Annotated in this window: 12 protein-coding genes; 2 read left to right on the forward strand and 10 right to left on the reverse strand. The window is 64.9% G+C overall.

The genetic code is table 11. The features are described 5' to 3' along the window. Position 1 precedes the first annotated feature (1 nt). The 7 genes from AC56PL_RS07650 to AC56PL_RS07680 form a co-directional block, all read right to left on the reverse strand. On the reverse strand, positions 2-1,756 hold the full coding sequence (locus AC56PL_RS07650; RefSeq protein WP_497153397.1) for a hypothetical protein: 1,755 nt from the start codon (positions 1,754-1,756) through the stop codon (positions 2-4). Between the two features lies 1 nt (position 1,757). Next, positions 1,758-6,194, reverse strand: coding sequence for a hypothetical protein (locus AC56PL_RS07655; RefSeq protein WP_497153398.1), 4,437 nt, complete (start codon positions 6,192-6,194; stop codon positions 1,758-1,760). Further along, positions 6,194-9,409: a hypothetical protein gene (locus AC56PL_RS07660; RefSeq protein WP_497153399.1), complete on the reverse strand. Its 3,216-nt coding sequence runs from the start codon at positions 9,407-9,409 to the stop codon at positions 6,194-6,196. Before AC56PL_RS07660 ends, AC56PL_RS07655 begins: the two co-directional genes overlap by 1 nt. Beyond that, positions 9,409-12,489 carry a DUF6603 domain-containing protein gene (locus AC56PL_RS07665; protein WP_497153400.1) on the reverse strand — a complete coding sequence of 1,027 codons (3,081 nt, stop codon included), beginning with the start codon at positions 12,487-12,489 and terminating at the stop codon, positions 9,409-9,411. The genes AC56PL_RS07660 and AC56PL_RS07665 overlap by 1 nt, the downstream gene beginning before the upstream one ends. 10 nt (positions 12,490-12,499) lie before the next feature. After that, positions 12,500-13,714 (reverse strand): M14 family zinc carboxypeptidase, encoded by a 1,215-nt coding sequence (locus tag AC56PL_RS07670; RefSeq protein ID WP_497153401.1) that lies wholly within the window; start codon positions 13,712-13,714, stop codon positions 12,500-12,502. Positions 13,715-13,791: 77 nt separating this feature from the next. Further along, entirely contained in the window at positions 13,792-14,070 is a 279-nt protein-coding gene (locus tag AC56PL_RS07675) for a hypothetical protein (protein WP_497153402.1), read from the reverse strand. A gap of 229 nt (positions 14,071-14,299) precedes the next feature. After that, a complete protein-coding gene (locus tag AC56PL_RS07680) occupies positions 14,300-14,668 on the reverse strand; it encodes a VOC family protein (RefSeq protein WP_497153403.1) in 369 nt (122 codons plus the stop codon). Between the two features lie 63 nt (positions 14,669-14,731). Here AC56PL_RS07680 and AC56PL_RS07685 point away from each other — a divergent pair, with 63 nt between their 5' ends. Continuing rightward, positions 14,732-15,184, forward strand: coding sequence for a MarR family transcriptional regulator (locus AC56PL_RS07685; protein WP_495515742.1), 453 nt, complete (start codon positions 14,732-14,734; stop codon positions 15,182-15,184). A 129-nt stretch (positions 15,185-15,313) separates the two neighbouring features. On the opposite strand, the gene AC56PL_RS07690 is transcribed toward AC56PL_RS07685, so the two are convergent. Beyond that, positions 15,314-15,904, reverse strand: coding sequence for a TetR family transcriptional regulator (locus tag AC56PL_RS07690; protein WP_495515743.1), 591 nt, complete (start codon positions 15,902-15,904; stop codon positions 15,314-15,316). 84 nt (positions 15,905-15,988) lie between these two features. Here AC56PL_RS07690 and AC56PL_RS07695 point away from each other — a divergent pair, with 84 nt between their 5' ends. Then, entirely contained in the window at positions 15,989-16,738 is a 750-nt protein-coding gene (locus tag AC56PL_RS07695; protein WP_495515744.1) for an SDR family oxidoreductase, read from the forward strand. Between the two features lie 149 nt (positions 16,739-16,887). On the opposite strand, the gene AC56PL_RS07700 is transcribed toward AC56PL_RS07695, so the two are convergent. Continuing rightward, the gene (locus AC56PL_RS07700) at positions 16,888-17,577 is read right to left on the reverse strand and encodes a hypothetical protein (RefSeq protein ID WP_497153404.1); all 690 of its coding nucleotides are present in this window, start codon (positions 17,575-17,577) and stop codon (positions 16,888-16,890) included. A gap of 276 nt (positions 17,578-17,853) precedes the next feature. After that, positions 17,854-18,210, reverse strand: coding sequence for a hypothetical protein (locus AC56PL_RS07705; protein WP_497153405.1), 357 nt, complete (start codon positions 18,208-18,210; stop codon positions 17,854-17,856). Between the last annotated feature and the right edge of the window lie 246 nt (positions 18,211-18,456).

The raw sequence follows: 18,456 nt of genomic DNA on the forward strand, positions 1-18,456 counted from the left end.
GTCATACATTTCGTCGTGGAGTGGCCGAGTCGTATTCGAGCCCACTGCGCCCTTCGCCGCGCCCCACAGAGACTCGGCGAGCAGTCCAATTGTCATAGGACCCGTCGGACCGCCGTGCAAGCACGGGCACCCGCTGTACTCGAACACCTTCGCGGGGCACCTCGGCATCATCGAGTACAGCGTGACCGGGTTCGTTGAGCAGACGACCGATTCCGCGTATCGGCACACCATCGGGCGGTAGACCTTCACCGAATCGCAGCAGCGCGGAACGAACAAGGGCCAGTCGGACCGGTCCGTCGACTTCGATGCGGGCGACATAAGGAATCCACCATTCGGGGACCGACGTCTGCAGCAGATAGTCGAGTTCGGCATCGGGGATACGCCCGGAGAGAGGGGGTTCGACGGTATGGTGGTCGGCTTCTCGGAGGTGGGGGTCGCCCGCGAGATCTTCGACGATCCGCTCTACACCCCAGACCAGGTTGGCGGCTTCGTCACGCAGGAAAAGGACCTCTTCGACAGCCGGCCCCTCTAGGCAGCTGATCGAGGCGGGGGGGACGAACAGACCGTCGAACCCGGGTGTACCGCTGCGGTTCTCCCAAGCCTTGTCCGGTCCGGTGATCGTGAACATCCGCCATGGATCCTCGGGAAGGATCCGATCGCGGTCCGGCGCGTTCGCCGCGAGATACGTTTCGCCAAAGGTGTTGCGGTAGGTCACTGTTGTGACTGTGGCCAGCGACCGGGTGGGCAGGTCGATCGGAACGACGAGCCAGTCGCAGCCGAAAATGAGTGCGCATTCGGCGACGAGCAGGCGGGCCAGGTCGTGCGGGTCGGATTCGAGTGCGCCGATGTCGATCTGGGCGTCTTCGAATTCCCAGAATCGGTCGGCGGGCATGCCAGGGAACCGCAGTGGAATTGCCACCGAGCGGTGGGTGAACGACTGTGGGTCGGTGCGTGGGCCGAGGTCGGTGGGGTCGCTGTCAAATGTCCACCAGTCGGCGGCGCCGCCGGCGGCTTCCGGGGCGCGCAGGGCTGTACCGGTCGAAATGCCCACGCTGTAACGGTGTTCGAGTCGACGGCCGACCCAGGACGACGCGTCGGTGGAGGGTGCGATCTCGCTGCGGTACCACTGCCGCCATCGGTTGGTGACCTCGAGGATCTCCGTGCGCTGCGGTCCGTCGAGCCGGGCGGGCAGGTTCGGACTTGCTTGTTCGAGTGCGACGGCGGCAATTTCGGCGTCGACGGCCCGTCCACGCAGGAGGAGGTCGGGGCCGGTCCAGCCGGGACCCGTCTTGTCACCGAACGGCAGGGGCGCCTCACGAATCAGACTGTCGGCGCTTGCGGACAGCCCGGCGTCGCGCAGGGCGGTGAGCAGGGCTGCACCTGCTTGGGCAAGAACTCGCAGGCCCGGGCGGCCGGCGATCGGCTCGCGTTCGACCGACACGTCCAGCGGTTCGTTGGTCAGGTCCCGCACGGCTTGTGGTTCGGTTGCCGTCCAATCGCCGGGTTGCCACCGCGTCACCGGTGCAATTGTCGCGTCCACGCGTACGGCCAGCGGGGTTCCCGCATCCTCGCCCGCGAACTCGCCGAACTGCCACTGTCGCGTCAACAACCACAGCGGATCACTCACGGCCGCAGACAAACCCGGCCCGGGATCACCCGAGAATGACTGCGGTTCGAGCCGAGTCCAGGATGGTGGTCGCAGAAGCAGCGGCGCCATCGTCGCGGTCCAGGCCTTCGTTGCGATCAGATCGGCCATCTCAGCTCTTTTCTGCGACGTGGGTCAGTATGGCTTCTTTGACGCCCGCGTTCATCACCAGCCGGGCGACGTCCAGCACCGGTTCGCCCTGCAGCGACCAGTCCTGCACGTAGGCGGCCGGAAGCAGCCGGCCGGCCAGCGGAAGCCGTTCCAGGGTGACCGCGCGCTCCTGTGCGAGCGCGTAGGTATCGCGCAGCAGATCGATCACCTTTTCCGGCGACCACGGCGCGTCGTCCGGACTCACCGCGAGCAACAGGACTTGCGGCGCACGGGCGTTGGGGCCGTTGGCATTGACCGCGAGTCCGGCGGTGCCGACTTCCTGCAGCGCACCGGTCGGCTCTCCGGTGGCCTGGTCGCGCACGGATACTCGTCCGGGCACCACGTCGGTCCATTCGTCGACGACAAACCCGGCAAGCCGTCCCGGTACCGCATCCGCAGTCGTCTCGACAACAAACCCGGTCACTGAAACATCCGGAGGCAGAGTATCTTTGCCGAACGGGAGGCCGATCCAGGTGCCGAAGGCGCCGTCCGGTAGTTGTCCCACGCGCAGCGGTACCCGCTGCCCCAATGCTTCTCGTAGGAGCAAGGTCTCGGTGTAGCGGGCCACTGCGGGTCGCACCCGGGCGATCCGGGTGAGCCAGGGCCGCACGTCTCGGCCGTCGGATACCTCACGATTCTCCTGCAGCACACGGACTCCGGCGGCGAGGCTCACTGCAACCGGGTCGGGGCCCTGCTCGATCACCGGCAATACCGGCAGCTTGTCGTCGAATACCTGCGAGATCACTTCGGCCAGCGCGGCCTGCGCTCGGGCATCATCTTCTGGTGGCTCTCCGTTGAATGCGGTGAGCAGTGCATCGGCCGCCGCGAACCGTCGTTGCGCTCCGGCGTTCAACCCAGCTATGTGTGCCGCGAGTTCGTTGTCCGGCAGAATTGTCGGGTCACCAGACATACCCAGTCCGAACAGGGCGAAGGCGTCCACTCGGGCGATGGGTTCTTCAACGGCGTCGATGAGCGCCCCGAGCGCGGTCACCGCGGCCTCGGCGCGCGTATGAAGGTCGGCGAGATCAATGGTCCGACGTTGTGTGGTGCTCGTCGATCCGGCCTCCCCGGGTGGCACCAGGTCCTCGGGCCCGAGGGCGCGGGTTCCCACGATCAGATTCCGGAGCGAACCGGCGAGCGACCATGCCTCCGTGAAGATCAGGGCGTTCGCGGGGAGTCCGGCCGGACGGACCGGTTCGGGCTCGACAGCGAGACCGGGTAGGCGCCGACGAAGAAGTGCCCAGAACGGTGCAGGGTTGTTGCCTGCTGCGACAAGGAAGTCGAGGGCACAGAGGTGTGCGTCCGCGAGGGTGATTCCGGGCCCGAGCACGATCAGATCGGCTCGCCCGAACCCTTCGCGGGCCCACATCTCCCAGGCGGGGTGGGCTTTTGCGCGGGCCGCGACCGCCCAGCCATCGACAACGCTAACAGCACCATCGGGCACCCCCACAAGGATTCGATGTGTCAGGCCGACACCCGAGCGCGGTGTCTTCACGACATCGGGGATCGGGGGCATGCCATCGCCGGAGAGTGCATCCATCGCGGCGGCCGCCCGCGGCGCAGACCCGAGCACGAGTTGATGCACCGACTCGGCGAGCAGCAGGTCGGCGATCGCGTCGTGCAACCGGTCGAGCCGCTCGATCGCGGCGCTCACCGCCGTGATCTCGTCGGGAGTCGGGAGTGCCCAGTTCACGATGTAGTTCTTGTAGGCGGCGGGAGGTGTGTTGAGCCGGGCGAGTACCGAATCCGGGTCGGCCCGAAACAGTTCCAGCAGGCGGAGCCCATCGGTCACCTCGGAGGCGGCGATCGACTCCAGCGATTCCGGGACCGGGGTACCCGCGGGAGCCCGGTCGGTCGCCTTCGCGGCGACAATCGGTGCAAGCGATCGCAGGCAATAGATGAACCGATCCAGTGCGTGACCCTCCGGCGTCCGGATGTGTAGCCACTGCTCCAACCGATACCCGAGCAGTGCCCCCATCGGTTGACCGGACCGAATTCCGTCGAGCACCGACATCGCTGCGCGCGTCCGGGTACTGGACAGGTCGATGTTCAATGCCGAACGGCCCGTGTCGCCGGGATCGTGGGTGAGATGCGCGCCGCGCAGTACGGCGGCCGTTGCCGCGTGGGCAGGGCTCGGGGCAAGGATGTGGCCGCCGTCGCGCGATGCCTGGAACACCGGTCCCTCCAGGCCGGGTACGTCGACATCAACCGGCGGCGCCAAGTCGAATCCGTCGGCCCAGCCGTAGGCGCCGACGACGATTCCCCGGACCCCACTCGTGCGGGCGGCAGTGAGCCGACGAGCGGCCAGGGAAGTCAGCCAGGCGTCGAGTCGGTGCGAGGTGCAGTCAAGGGTGCCGGACAGGAACAGCGTACGGTCGGTGATGCTCTCGATCCCGGCAATGGTCGTGATGGCAGCGCGAATTTCGCTGAACCGCTGGGCAGCCCGAAGTGCTGCGGCCGCTGCACGCACACCTTCGATGACATCGCCGATGGCCTCCGTGAGGTGCGGGCGCAGCGAGACGATCGGGAAGCGGGCCGCGAACCGTGTCGGCTCGAACGGGCCGACGTAACTTTCCAGGGCAGACGCAGCATCCCGGTAGAGCTCACGCTCATCCCAGGACCGATCCGAGAGGCGTTGTAGAGCAGCAAGTCCCAGGTCGATCGCGTCTTGGCTGACAAAATCTTGGGCGGCACCCAGCCGGATTTGTAACTGCTGCAGCCGTTCCCGCTCGAAAAACTCTTCTACCTCGTGGCGGGCCTTTGCCTCGGCGAGTCCGAGTAGTGCCTGCAGGACACTGTGTACCTCGGGGAGCTGTTCGATCCGCAGGATCGCTGAACAGAAGTCGGCGTCGCTGTCATGTGCCATCGGCAACGCCAGGTTGCGGGTGGATTTCCCGAGTAGGTCGGGCGGCACAAAAACACCGGGGGTGGTGCCGATAAGAGTCTCGATGGCCACGGTGACCGCATGTTGCGCCGCCGAGTTGGCTGCGGTCCCGAGGTTGGGCGTGATCGGTTTGGCCGTCTGCGCGTCGACGGCGCTACGCACTCGTAGGCCGCGCGAGAGCGGCGCGTGACCGAGGATGTGCGGTAGGTCCTTCTCGAGATCGCCCGAGGTCACCGTCGGCACCGAGTGAGCGGCCTGCGTCCACAGCGGCCGGATTCGTGACAGCAGCGCAGCCAGCGACTGGTCGATGTAGTCGCCTGCTCGGGGCTTCCACCACGCCCCGTGTGTGGTGGCGGGAAGAATTCCATAGGGCTGCTTGCCGATTCGCATCGTCGGCAGCGGACCGAGCCCCCGCACATGTGCGGCTGCATGCTCACGCACGGTTTCGCGAGCTGCCGCGGGTACCGCGCCGCCTGCCGCATTCGGGGTCAGGGATTTGTCGAGGAACGTTCCCCACGTGACCGGCCACAGTGCGGTGGCAAACGCCGCCGCCGTCGCCTGGTCGGTGCGGTTCGCGTCATCGAGTCCGATCAGGTCGGTGGGACTGATGCCGAACGCGGTGGCCAGCACCTGGGCGTTGGCCGCCGGATCCGGCGACGCGACGCCGATCGATGGTTCACCCGGCGCCCGGGCAGCACGACTCCATGCCGACTTCGAGGAGGCGGTGTTGTTGGTGACCGTCCCCGGTGCGACAAACGCGAGTCCGTCGCCGAATGCGTGTGCACGCAACAGATGTGCGAGCTCGTCGGCCGTCGTCTCGGGTGATTCTGCAGCACGTACACCGATCACGTACAGCCGGTCGATACGCGCGAACGGATCGGTCAGCGGCACCGTCACGGCCATACCTGCGGCTTCGGCGGCGTCGTAGTCGGTGAGCCAAGCGATGTCGGGATCCGGCTCGATGCCCGGTTGCCCCCGCAGGCTGTCGACCATCGCACCGAGCTTCTCTGTCGCGCCGGGCTTTCGCAGATCCAATCCGGGGCCCAGCGCGAGGCCTTCGCGTGCGATCGGTGCGCCGGGAGTCGACGTCCGGACACCGGCTTGATCAACCACGACGCGAAAACAGTCCGGCAGCAACCGCGCCCACACACCGTCGACGTCCGGCGCATCGGGGACATCCGGGAACTCCGGCGGATCGTCCGGCCGGGCAGCGAGATTCACCGGCGTCAGGGCCGCCGCGACCCAGGCCGCCCGCCGCGCACCGATTGCACCGACCAGTCCGGTCCACGGGTCGGAGGCATCGACCGGTCGATCGACAGGCCAACGTTCTTGCCAGTAACGGACGCCTGCCACGCGTTCGTCGGGGTTCACTGCGGTATCGAGCATGTCGACATGGACGTCGTCGGGATAGATCCGTACGCGCAGCGCGGTGCGATCCGGCGTTGAACGGGTTTCGATTCGCACTGGCAGCAACAGCATTGGTACGGCCGGATCCACGGCTTCCCAGTTGTCCATCACCGCACCTTGTCCATGATGTCGGTGGCCGCGAACGCCGCCCGCGATGGTTGCTGGAACAGCAACCATGCCAGGAACGCGGCATCGGGCCGATAGCCGCCAGTCACATCGATCTTCACCCGAGGTGTGGTGGTTAGCAGGAACCCGTTGGCGTCTTGCATGAGATCACCCCATTGCAGGTCGTCGCGTTTCACCAAGGCCCCGTCGGGATGTTTGGCGGCCGGTTCGTCCACTTCGTCGAGCCCGAATCGTGGCTCACCGATGTGCTCGCTGAGAGTGAACCAGTAGGCGCCGGCCTTCCCGGGTGGCGGCGCGGCCACATCGGCTGCTTTGAGATCGAAACCGATGAGCAGCAGGTCGGGGTCGAGGTGGAGGCGGAACAGCGTCTTCGCCGGATCCTTGGCGAACACCGTGGGCGGATCGGCATCAGCTGTCTGCTTGACGGCATGCGCGAGGACATTCGGATACCGCCGGATCAGTTCGCCGCGCACGAGCAGAACGAGTGCGCCGGCGAACTTTTCGTCGATGTGCTCGCCGAGCGACTGGTCGTCCAGGGCGTGGACGGGAGCCAGAAGTTCGGCTGCCGGCGTCCAGAACGAGTAGAAGGACGTCGCGCGCCCGTCGGTCGGGTACCCCCGCCACACCAGTTCGCGAGCGAATTCGGTGTTGGCGCCGACCAAGAATGCCTCGGCAAAGCGGGCGTTGGTCTGTAGCAGTGTCACCATCTCGTGCGGTTTCATCGCGCCAACACCTGGCATCAACCATTCCCGGTCATACCGGTCGAGCGCCTCATACATCGGGTGGTCGAAGCGTGGTGCGGCCAGCACCTGTTCGATTCTTTTGTCCCCGAACCAGTCTCGCGGTAGCCATGGCGGCCAGAGGTTGGGCGCAGGTAGCCGGGCGAGTACGCGTCGCGTGAGTGTTTCCTTCGGGTCGAGCTTGCCCAGCAGGTCGAGGCTGCCCACGGCGAAGTTGCTGCGGTCGATGTCGCGCAATCCGCCGGGACGGGTCAGGCCGTCGGACAACAACCGGTAGTCGTCGGCGAGGCCACGCGGCTCACTGTGGCGGATGGCGACGAGCAGCACATCGATCACCTCGGGGTCGGCGGCGACTTCAACCGGGAAACCGGCCTCGCGGGCCCATTCCGCCACCGCGCGGGCGTAGGACTCCACCTCGTTGACATTGACCAGGGCCAAACCGTCACCCACCGAACGTCCGATGCCGGTGCGGGCAGCAGTCGATGCCTGCACGATCCAGTCGGTCTGGCCGAATCGTTGTCCGACGTCGAGAACTGCGAACAGTTGACGCAGGATGTCGCCGACACCGGCGGCCGCATCACGGTTCCGCTCCATCTCGTCGCGGGTCGGGAGTGCGGCGAGCAGGGCATCGAGCATGGTGGCCACAACATCTCGGGCGATGTCGGGTGGGTCGCCTTCGAGCAGGTCCGACAGTGATCCGTCGTCGGCGGCGGCGGTCAGCGCGTCGGGGAGGGCGGGTTCGGCCAACCCGGCGGCGACCAGGTCGCCGAGACCGGGAGGGAGGAGTTCCAGACCGGCGGGGTGCAGGTCAGTCACTCCGTCGGGATCGGCATAGGTGCGGACCCAATTGCGGGCGTTGCCTTCATCGTCGGTGACCAGGCGGCGCACTGCCCGCGCACGGGATACCGCGGGCAATTCGCCGTCGGGCGACCGCACGAACCGGGTGATCTTGCCGCGTGGTGCCGCGAGTCGCCGCAAGGTCCCGGCCACCGCGCCGCTGGGCAGCACACTCGCCCCGATGTGCGCGCTCAGCGTTGTGCCCGGTTCAGCCAGAATCCGGCTCGACACCCGCTGCGTCACGGCGAGCAGGTTTGCCGCGTCGAAGCCGCCGAGGTGGCGACGGTGCAGCGATTGGGCTGTGTAGCGGGCGAATTGGGCCAACCGCAGCGCGCGGTTCGCGTCCTCGACCCCGGCCACCTGCGCCCACGCACTGGCCATCAGGGATTCCTGATCCATCTGAACGACACGGGTGCCCAGGCCCGCCACGATGCGGTCGGCCGGGTCGAGGTTGAGATCGCGAAACCAGGACGCCGGTGCGTCCGGGACCCGCGAGCGTGCGGTGTGCGCGCCCGCGTAGATCGGGGGACCAACAGCTGGGTCGTCAGCGGCGGGGGCGCCGAACTTGTGCTCGGCGGCGGCTTCGAGTTGGTGGCGCAGGTGGTCGGTGGTGCCGGTCGGCCAGTGCTTGCCGTCGGAGTTGGGCGCGTTGGGCCGGGTGAGCGCGCCCCGGACCCGCCGGTCGCCGCCTTCCGCATCGGCGGGGACAACAGGAATGCCGTTTCCGGGGTGAGTGGCATCGACGCGGCGCTCGCCGACCGAGCCTGTCGCCATCACCGGCCACAATCGTTCGGCGAGGGTTTCGAAGTCACCGTTCGGGCCCGTCGAGAAGGTCCAATGGTCGTAGACCGGCAGTGTGACCACACCACCCGCGCCGTCGCCCCAGGCGTACGCCAGCGTTTGTTCAGTGGGTTCATTGCCGAGCCCCGCCTGCGCGCCGACCTTGAAAGTCGGCACCACACAGGCGATCCAGTTCCGGAATGCCGGTAACTGACGCGGGGCGACAAGACGGGACAGATTTGCCAACGGTGTGGCGGGCGCGAGGCGTTGCGCAATGGTTTGTGCCGCAGCGATTTTGCCGATCACCTGCGCGTGCGCCCAGGCCCAGGCCTCGCCGGTCGGCGGAAGTTCGGAACGCGGAGTCGTCAACACCGGTAGCCCACCCGATGTGGTGGCGACAACCTTGGAGACTGCAGCATCGACGACCACCAGGCGCAGCCACGGCGGCAGGTACCCGCTCGCGTCCGGGCCAGCCGGCGTGAATTGCCACGGCAGGTCGGGCGCATCGAATTCGATGTGCGCGAGGTCGCTCGGTTCGGCATTGGCGGTGCCGGGTTCTGGGTACCTCCGGATCACCTGCTTTCCGATCAGCGACGCCACCGCGCCCGGACCACGCAGGCGCAGCGTCACTTCGGCGTTGTCGGTCCCGGCCGCGGCGACCACCGGCACCCGCAGGGCCACCTTTGCCGTGGCGGGTGCGGTGGGACTGAACGGATGGCGCAATGCGGCGGCGATACCGGTGCGGTAGTGCGGCAGCAGCGTGTAGGAGTCGAAGACGAGCTTTTCGGGTTCGATCGGCAGGTGTACGCGAAAGGCGTCCGCCACGATTTTTCCGGCCATCAGGCGCCTCCGAGTGCGACAACTTGCAGGGCTGCGGGGGCGGCGGCCGCCGCCGCTTCGGCATGGGTCCAGGTCATGACCGCACTCGAAACCCCCGCCACCACAGTGAGGTCGCTGCGACTGCGAACAACGGCCTGGTCGGACCCTGCCATGGGCAGACCGGGCGACAGGGTGGCGTAGCGGTCGCCGGCCCGCAGATTGCTGTGTCCGGCCGCGGTTGCGTACGCCGCGAGCACGGCGTCGGCGCCGGTCAAGGTGTACAGCTCGGTCGTGAACCGCTTGCGTGGCCGATGCGGATACGAGGTCTCGTATCGCAGATCCGCCTCGACTGCTCCCGCCGCCGGATCGGCCACACCCTGCGGATCGATCCTGAGCCCCGCCGGGAACTGCTCGAACGAGGGCCGGCGCAGCTGCTGGTCGTCGGACAGATCGAGATACTGGCCTGCGGCGAACCGATCGGCGACCGGTGACCGGGCCGCCCCGGTGAGTGCGCCACCTCCACTGACATCTTCGAAAACTGGCTCGCCCAAACTGATTCGATGTTCGCCGTCAACAACCGGGCTGGCACCGACGCGGGCGATGTCCGTATCCAACGGCACCGCCGACTGCAGTCCTTGAAGCAGCGACCACGGTTCGACCGGAAGACCGTCGGAGGGGCCGGCCGGTAATTCGTGCAGGTGGACCGGTTGCTCCCGACCGGGTGCCGGGGCGGCCCGCCACGCCGCTTCCTTCGCCAGTGCGTCGCGAACGAGCTTGCGCGGCGATACCTTCGCCGGTTCGGTGGCCGGGTCGTCACCCCAGGTGATCGGGCCGACATCGAGGCTCACGTCGGGCAGCGGCCACGGCAGACACACCTCTCCGGTGCCCCAGGCCTTCCACGGACCGGGTCCTTCGAGGTGCAGGTGCAGGTCGATCGACGCCAGGGTGAGCCCGAAGACCCGAACGCACACTCCGGCTTCCACATCGACCAGGAACCCGAATCGGGGAGCGAACCGGATCAGCGCGTCGAGTCCGACATACCCGAACACGCCGGTGTCGCCGATCGCGATGGCCACCTGCAGATGCCCGCCGAACTGCACCGAATTGCTGGTGATCGCCACATAGGCTTCGAGCCGCAATTGCAGCCCGGGAGGGGAGAGCTCGGCATTGAGACGTTGGAGTGATGCCAGCTCGCTGGGCGGGTCATAGCGTGGGTGGAAGCCACCCGCCGACAGAGCGAATGTTGCGTCGTCTCCGAACCGGAGCAGCAAGCCGACATCACCGCCGATGCCGAAGAACCCGATCCGCGATCCGGACAGGCTGGCGATCACCAGGATTCGGTCTGCCGAGAACTCGCCGTACACTTCCGCCCGCAGGTCGATCAGCGCCAGTTCGGGCAGCGGAATCGCCATCCGCAAACGACCAAGGAGCAGGACCTTCGTGTCGGGAAGCGAGAGGATCAGCGCCAATTCGGCGGTGACAAAGGAAATCGGGCGGCCCCAACCGAGTTTCACCATCGGACCGATCGCGAATCCGTCCTTGGTGGGCGGGAACACCGAGGACAAGGTGTCCAGGATTGTCGGTGCGGCGCCGACCGGATCACTCGGGAACAGCAGATTGGCCAGCGCGCCGGTTCGCAGGCCGGCACGCAAGGCCTCGGTATTGGCAGCCACCTCGATACCGACGATGCCGCCGACCCCGTTGAGCGTGAACAACAGTCCCAGTTCGACGGGTGGGTTGATTTCCACCGACATCACCACGACGATGGAGAATCCGCCGGGTTTGTCGGTGATCACGCCGAATGCCTTGACGTCCACCGGACCTATCCGCAACTGCAACGCACCGCCGTAGCGAGTCCAGTCGGGACGTCCGGGGACGCTGCGTATGTCGAGGTATCCGCCGCCTCGCACCGGACCGGCATCGAGCACAACACCGAATCCGGTCGGCAGCTTGGCCGTCGCATCCTGCAGCGGATGCGGGTTCGCGGGGTCGATGACAAACCGCAGTCCGGCCCCGTCCACCGTGAGCTGGAGCGGTGGTCCGAGGTTGCCCTGGATCATTGCGACCAGGTCGAACACCAGCCGTTCCCCGTCACGCCCGAAATCCAGTGCGAGCCCTTTGACTTTGATCGGCCCGGCTTGCGGACGCGCGGGCAGGGCGATTCGTCCCTGCGTCGCGCCGCCGATCGTGACGCCGGATGTGCTGTCGACCGTGACCGCGATATCGGCGGTCACGCCACTTCCGGCCAGGCCGATGGCCGACAGCAGTTCACCTGCGCCCGGAATCGAGATATGCGCCCCGGTCACTGTGACGGTCACACCGAGCGCCGGTGCTGCTCCCCGAAACCGCAGTCCGGCAGCGAGTTCCACCGAGTCGACGCCGATCCCGACAATCTCGGGGCTGTTGGCGCGCACCGAATACCCGAGCGTGCCGCTGCTTGCGGTGAGTGCGCCGGGGCCGGCAGGCAGGCCGAGTTGGCTGAGAATGCCGGAGCCGGGGAGGGCGACGGCGAAGGTCTCGGTCAGGAGGGCCGCGAGATTTCCTCCCAGTTTGATGGCAGCGGTGTCGAGTGCACCGATCGCCGAGGCCAAAGGTGCGATCGCGGCGCGGATGAAATTGGGATTCGGGTGGAGTAGGCCGTCTTCGAGGACTGCGGAGAACTTGTCGATCGAGAGGAGTGCACTGGAATGGTCCCCGGCGATGGTCGCGCCGCCACCGGCAGCACCGAGCTTTGCGGCCAGGCTGTCTGCCGAGGCGAGTGCGTCGATCGCGAAGGCGTTCAGCCGCGCTCGAACGAAAACAAGGGCCGATTGAAGTAACTCGGCAGAGAACTCGCCTCGGATCCGGACATCGGCTGGTATCGGTCCGGTGCCGACCTGACCCCGAGCGGCCTCGAGTTTCGTTCCGGTGGTTGCGGCATCGGCGAGCAGGGTCACCTGCATCCCTTCGGCGGTGAGCGCCGCGCGGATGTTGTCGTCGAGATATGCGACCACAAACCATGTGCCCGAATCATCGGATTGCCCGCCGATGAGGTTCACCCCGGATCGCCCACGCAGCGTCGCGAGCTGGCCGTCGGTGCCGCGAACGATCACTTTCTCCATGGCGTGCTCCTCAGAGGAGGGCTCGGAACAGCCCGAACAAGCCGGCGTGGATCTCCCGCTCGATTTTCGGAAACTGTTTGGTGAAATGCGGAAAGAATCCACCGTCGGATTCGTCCGGATTGTTTTCATTCTGGCCGGCATCGAGACCGCATTCGATCGTGAACGCGACACACTCGGGCATGTCTTGATCGACGAATTGTCGGCTGAACACAAAGTCGTCTGCGCAGCCGACAAAGGTCTCCTTCGGCAGGATACCGGTGTCCAGTGTCTGCGACACCGCATACTTCGACCGATTCTTTGCGATCGGCGAACTTCCCGCTGACGCCAGGATCTCGGCAGACATGATGCCCGCCAAGGTGCGCAGTCGCTGATGCAGTTGGGTCGGGATGAACTCGCCGTAGACGGAGCCGAGTAGCCCGTCGCGACCGCTCGTCGGCTGATTCGGGAAGTGATTCAGTGCGGCCTCGTCGAACCGCTGGGTTGCATCTGTCTCTTGGTTGCGGTCGAGTCCCCATGGGTAGGTGATGCTGCGCCCGCTCATGTGCACATCGACAAATGCCTGCACTTTGCGGTCGGTGGCCAGGGTGACGATGTTCTGCGTCTCGATCTCGGATGCGGGGCTCGGACCCTTGTATATCTGGAGCTCGCACGGGTTCTCCGAGACCGCGGCTTTTGCTGCTGCTGCCGGATTGTAGAAATCACGATGGAACCAGGCGATGGGGAAGTTCCGGTTGAGGTCGACCCCGACGCACGCTGCGTTCGTCGGTGATACCCGGCGGTTCTTCCGCCACAGCTGGCTGGCGGGGGTGCTCGCCTGGAGGCTGAAGTCGCGGCCATCAGGATTGATCAGCGGCACGAAGATCAACTCGAGCTTGTCGAACATCCCGGCGACGTCGGCGGCCGCGATCGTGTAGTTGGGGTCGCTGTAGGGGACACCGCCGCTGACGAACTCGGGATAGACGATGTCGGTATTCAAAGCCCGACTGTTGAGCAGCCGCGTAGCCAGTCCGATCAGAGCGTCCGGCGGTGCCCATTCGCGGGCGTGTGCGCCGCCGATCACCAGGACGGGAATCCGGTCCTGAACAGCTGGATCATGAAGTACGACAACATTAACCGGATTGCCGCCGACCGTCGCGGTCAGCTGACTCATGGTGCAGAGCGTAGGGAACGTGGTGGCGAGAGCAGTGAGCGCCTCGGTGACCTGGAATGCGGTCAAGTATCCCATCGGGTTCCTCGATCGTTGGCGTGAAAGACCGGACGACTATTCGAGATGCTATGTACGCTATACCGTCGCGGCGCTTTCTACCTGAGTAGTCGACTACTCAGGTAGAAAGACGTCGACTTCGTGGGCGCGGCAGGTAATCGGTAATCCGACGTGATGTCGCTGAACGGATTGGGCGGCGGGCCAAGGGCGGCGGTGTCCTCCAACAACGCTACCTTCTCGTTCGCAGAAACTTCCGGGTCAACGATGATCTCAAATACCTTGTCCAACAGTGCAATAGGTGGCGAATGGGATCCGTCCTCCAACGCAAGTTGTTCGATGACGGTGAGCAGTTGCCGATGGCCCGTTGGCTCAATCATCCGTACCACGACCGAGCAGCCATGCATCAACGTTGTCGCAACTGGCGTCGTTTGAAGCCGTAGTGATGTACCTGTTTTCCTGAATGGCCATCCGATCTTCCTCAGCCGTCATACCAGTCAGAAGGTCACTCGAGGCCTCAGCGCGGTTGTGGTGGTGAGAGTGGGGGCCGGTTTTCTTCACCTGGTGTTGGGATTGGGAAGGTGAGCGTAGGCCGGTGGCGTTAGGCGATCAGGCGCGGTCGTGGAGGGTGATCTGGTAGCCGTCGGGGTCGGCGAAGGTGAATGTCCGACCGAAGGGGCCGTCGATCGGTGCAGAAATGATGGTGTGACCGTCGGCGACGAGAGCATCGTGAATGGCCTGGACGTCTGTGGCGTGGAGCCAGATCGCGGCACCGATGCCGGGCTGGGCAACGGATGCGAGGTCGGTGCCGGGAATGACGTCGCGCAGTGCGAACGCGATCGGTTTCGTCTCGAAGACGACGGCGTGCGGGGGTCCGACCTGCGAGCGGACGAGGCCGAGATACTGCTCGTAGAACGCCTGCGAAACGCTTAGGTCACGCGCTTGGAGCGAGAGGAAATCGGGGCCGGTGGCGGGCATGATGATGCTCCTTATTTTCGTGTCAGTTAGCTGACACGGAGAACAATATGTCAGAATACTGACATGAGTCAAGACGGTGTTGATCTGGAGACTTCGCTGGGCTACTTGCTGAAAGAGGCTTCGAGCGCCCTCCGTGCAGCGATGGAGGAAGTGTTGCGGCCGTTGGGGATGAGCGTGACGCACTACTCGTGCCTCGAGTTGCTGGCTCAGCGACCGGGCTTGTCGAACTCCGAGCTCGCGCGGGGTGCGTTCGTGACGCGGCAGTCGATGAACGTGCTGCTTCAGGCCCTGGAACGAGATGGCTATGTGACCAGGCCTGCAGAGGCGGCCGTCGGGAAGGTTCTTCCCACTCGGCTCACGCCTCGCGGTCGACGGAGTCTTGAAAAGGCGACCGTGGCCGTCCGGTCCGTCGAGGTCAGAATGCTGGCCGGCATGACTGAGACCGAGCGGTCCGGTGCATTTCGGATCTTGCGGAGCATGATCGATTCCCTGCGCCTTAGCGGCGACGATACATAGCGTTCCCGGGACTTCTACTTTCTGGTTTATCGCCGATGAGGTACCTGAGGGTTCCGAAAGTTGCAGTGCTCAAAATGATTTGGCACTTGGTTGAATCCGTCGGAGACGGTGCGCGACTCTCGGGAGGGATCAGCCCGAAAGGGGAAGCGCGTCAAGCGAGGTCGTCGCGATCGCAGTCAACTCGGGTCGGCCGACGCCACCGTTGGCCAGCACTTCCATCCCGCGTGTGACGGCCACAAAATAGGCGGCCAGGGTATGGGGGTCCGCCGCGGCGTCGATCTCTCCGCTGACCTGGGCGTCGATGATGCATTGACAGTAGATCGCTTCGAGTCTGGTGAATCCCTCGAGCGCTGATGTGGCTACGTCAGTGTCTCGGTGGCCGAGTTCGACGATGGCTTTGGTGAAAAGCGAGTCTTGGCGCTTCTCTTGAGTCAGCGCGAAGGCGACTTTCAGCATCTGCGCCCTGATCCGTTCGAGCGGGGTGGAATCGGGGCCGCCCAATGCCTGGTCCACGGCGGCGACCGCGTCGATGGCGCTCGCCGACAGCGCCTTCAGGAACAGTTCGTGTTTGCCACCGAAGGTGTTGTACAGGCTCTGCTTTCCGAGTCCCGTCGCTTTGACCAGGTCATCCATCGTGGTGCCGCCGTACCCGTTGTGCGCGAATACTTCGCCGGCCGATGCGATGACCTCGTCTTCGTTGAACTTTCTGGGACGCGCCACCCGATCTACATTAGCCGTTCTTGACGTTTTGGTCCATAAGTGTATTTTGGACTAGAAAGTCAATAACTCAGCTGAGGAGAAGTCATGGGACAGATGGATTCGCGAACCGCATTGGTGACCGGAGGAACTTCGGGTATCGGACGAGCGATCGCCACGAGGCTGGTCGACGAAGGGGCGCATGTTTTCGTGACCGGTCGCCGCCAGGGCGAAATCGACGCGCTCGGCGCCGAATTGGGCGAGGGGATCACCGGTGTGCGCAGTGACGTGTCCGATCTCGATGACCTCGACCGGTTGTACGCGATGATCGCCGAACGGGGAAGTGGCCTCGATGTTGTCGTCGCCAACGCCGGGGGAGGCACGTTTGCCGCCCTGGCCGACCTCGAGGCCGAGGCTTTCGACCACACGTTTGGCATCAATGTCCGCGGGACGGTGTTCACGGTGCAGAAGGCTCTGCCGCTGCTCAATCCCGGAGCGTCGATCGTGGTCACCGGATCGACCTCGGCGGCTCGGGCAACGCCGGCATTCGGTGTCTACTCGGCGAGTAAAGCCGCGATACGTCAGTTCAGCAGAGTGTGGGCGGTCGAGCTCGCCGAGCGAGGAATTCGGGTCAACACCGTGACGCCGGGACCTACCGAAACTCCCGGGCTTGCCGGCCTGGCCTCTGATCCCGAGGAGTCTCGCGCCTTGCTGGAGCGGGAGGCAAGCCGCGTCCCGCTTGGTCGGCTCGGGCGGCCCTCGGAGATCGCCGACGCCGTCCTGTTCCTGTCGTCGCCTCAGGCGAGCTTCATCACTGGCAGCGAGATGTTCGTCGACGGCGGCGAATCTCAGGTCTGAAATCCATTGCTGGCGAACACTTCCAAAACAACATTCCGGCATCGTAGCCAACTATGTTGTGCCGCAACGGTGATAATCCCATTTCGACGGAACGCTGGCAGGGACCTTCAGAACGGGCGGATCTGCTTTTTGGTTCCTGTCTAGCGAGGTTAGCCGGCGGTGACCGTCAGAGTGGCGGTCGCTGATGTGGCGAGGTTGAGGTCAAGGAGAACCGCGCTTGCTTCGTAGGTGCCGACCGGCAGGGGTTCGGCCATGCGCGCGTGGATTGTGGTCGCGGCGCCGGGTGGCAGTCGTGGAAGTTGCCGGTCGTCGCCGTTGTCGGTGTAGAAGCGTGGTTCGGCACGCGGCACGATCGTGATGACCTTGGTGTCGTTCGCGACGTTGGACCATTCGGTCCCGCTGGTGTTTCGCACGATGAACTCAAACTCATGTTGAGTTGTTGCTGATTCGACGAGTGTGACTGCGTTGCTTACCCAATCGAACGTTAGGCCAGATCGGCGGTCCTCTCGTGAGGGAACGGGGGTGTGCGGTTCGGGATGAACCAGAATGTGGCGCACACCGTCGACGTGGGTCGTGATCAGGACCCACCAAGTGTCTGTCTCCGTGGGCGCGATCCACACTTCTTTACGTGTTGCGCGTCCGTGGGGCACGCCCTCGTCCCTCACCAGTCGCCATCGCTGGGTCGGTAGGCGGTCGAGGAGACCGGCAACCACCTTCGAGGTGTCGGCTCCGGCAAGCACCACCTCGAGGTCGGTGTTGCCGGCGGGGCCGAAGAGGGCTTGGTTCGAGATGCCGTCGGTATGGCCGAGCTGCCATGAGCCGGGATTGCTGTTGATCATTGAAACCGATTGTAGTCGTGGGGCAATGCCATTGATGGATATCAGCCGCATCCGAATTCTGTTGCCCCTCAGCGCCGTCCCGCGCCCGTACAGGGTCCGAGAGGGATATCAGGACATGGTTGCTCAGATTGCTCCCGCAACTCATGGGTAATGCCGAGGCGACGATGTTGTATTCCCGAGGTTTAACATTTCGAACGTAAACCAATGAATCTCATCGGTAGGTGGCGTTGGGGGGACACGAAAACAGCAGTGCTGCAGTCGAATAGTGGGCAGTACTTACTGCCCATAGGTGTAACGCAGGTTGGCGTTGATCAAGGTGCCGATGCGTTGACACATGTGGCGGAACTGTCGGTCGTCGGGAGCTGGCGGCTGGATCAACAGAGTCCACCGTAGGTTTGTCCCGCCGCCGCCGGCGGGTAGGTCGAATGCGATCTGTGCATCAGGGCGTTTGATCCACAGCGACGACCAGACCACACGTGAGGGCTCGTCGGATTCCAGGACGACGGGTGGTACCTCGTCTGTCAGAAGATGCAGCCAAGGTCGACTGGGCTGGCGGTTCGGTTCGACGAGATCGTCATAGAGAATTCCTGGTGGCGCTGGCTGATTGCGTTGCTTCGACGCGATGACATCCACACTTCGACCCTACGCAATCTGAAGTTGTCCACGCGGCGGATCGACATTGACACCCGCGGCCCTCACCGACAGTCCTATCTGTTGCGCGTTCCGTCCACTTCATCGTTCTTAGAACCTCTTGCGGTTGCGGGTCGCTTGGATACAGTCGCTTCGGGTTGATCCTTTGACAAGGACGTGAGGGGTAAATGTGCCGCTGATTGCAACACATTCGCTCCGATTGGCGGTGGACGCTGCCTATTTCGTCGT

Source organism: Williamsia sp. Y721 (genome assembly GCF_059683565.1).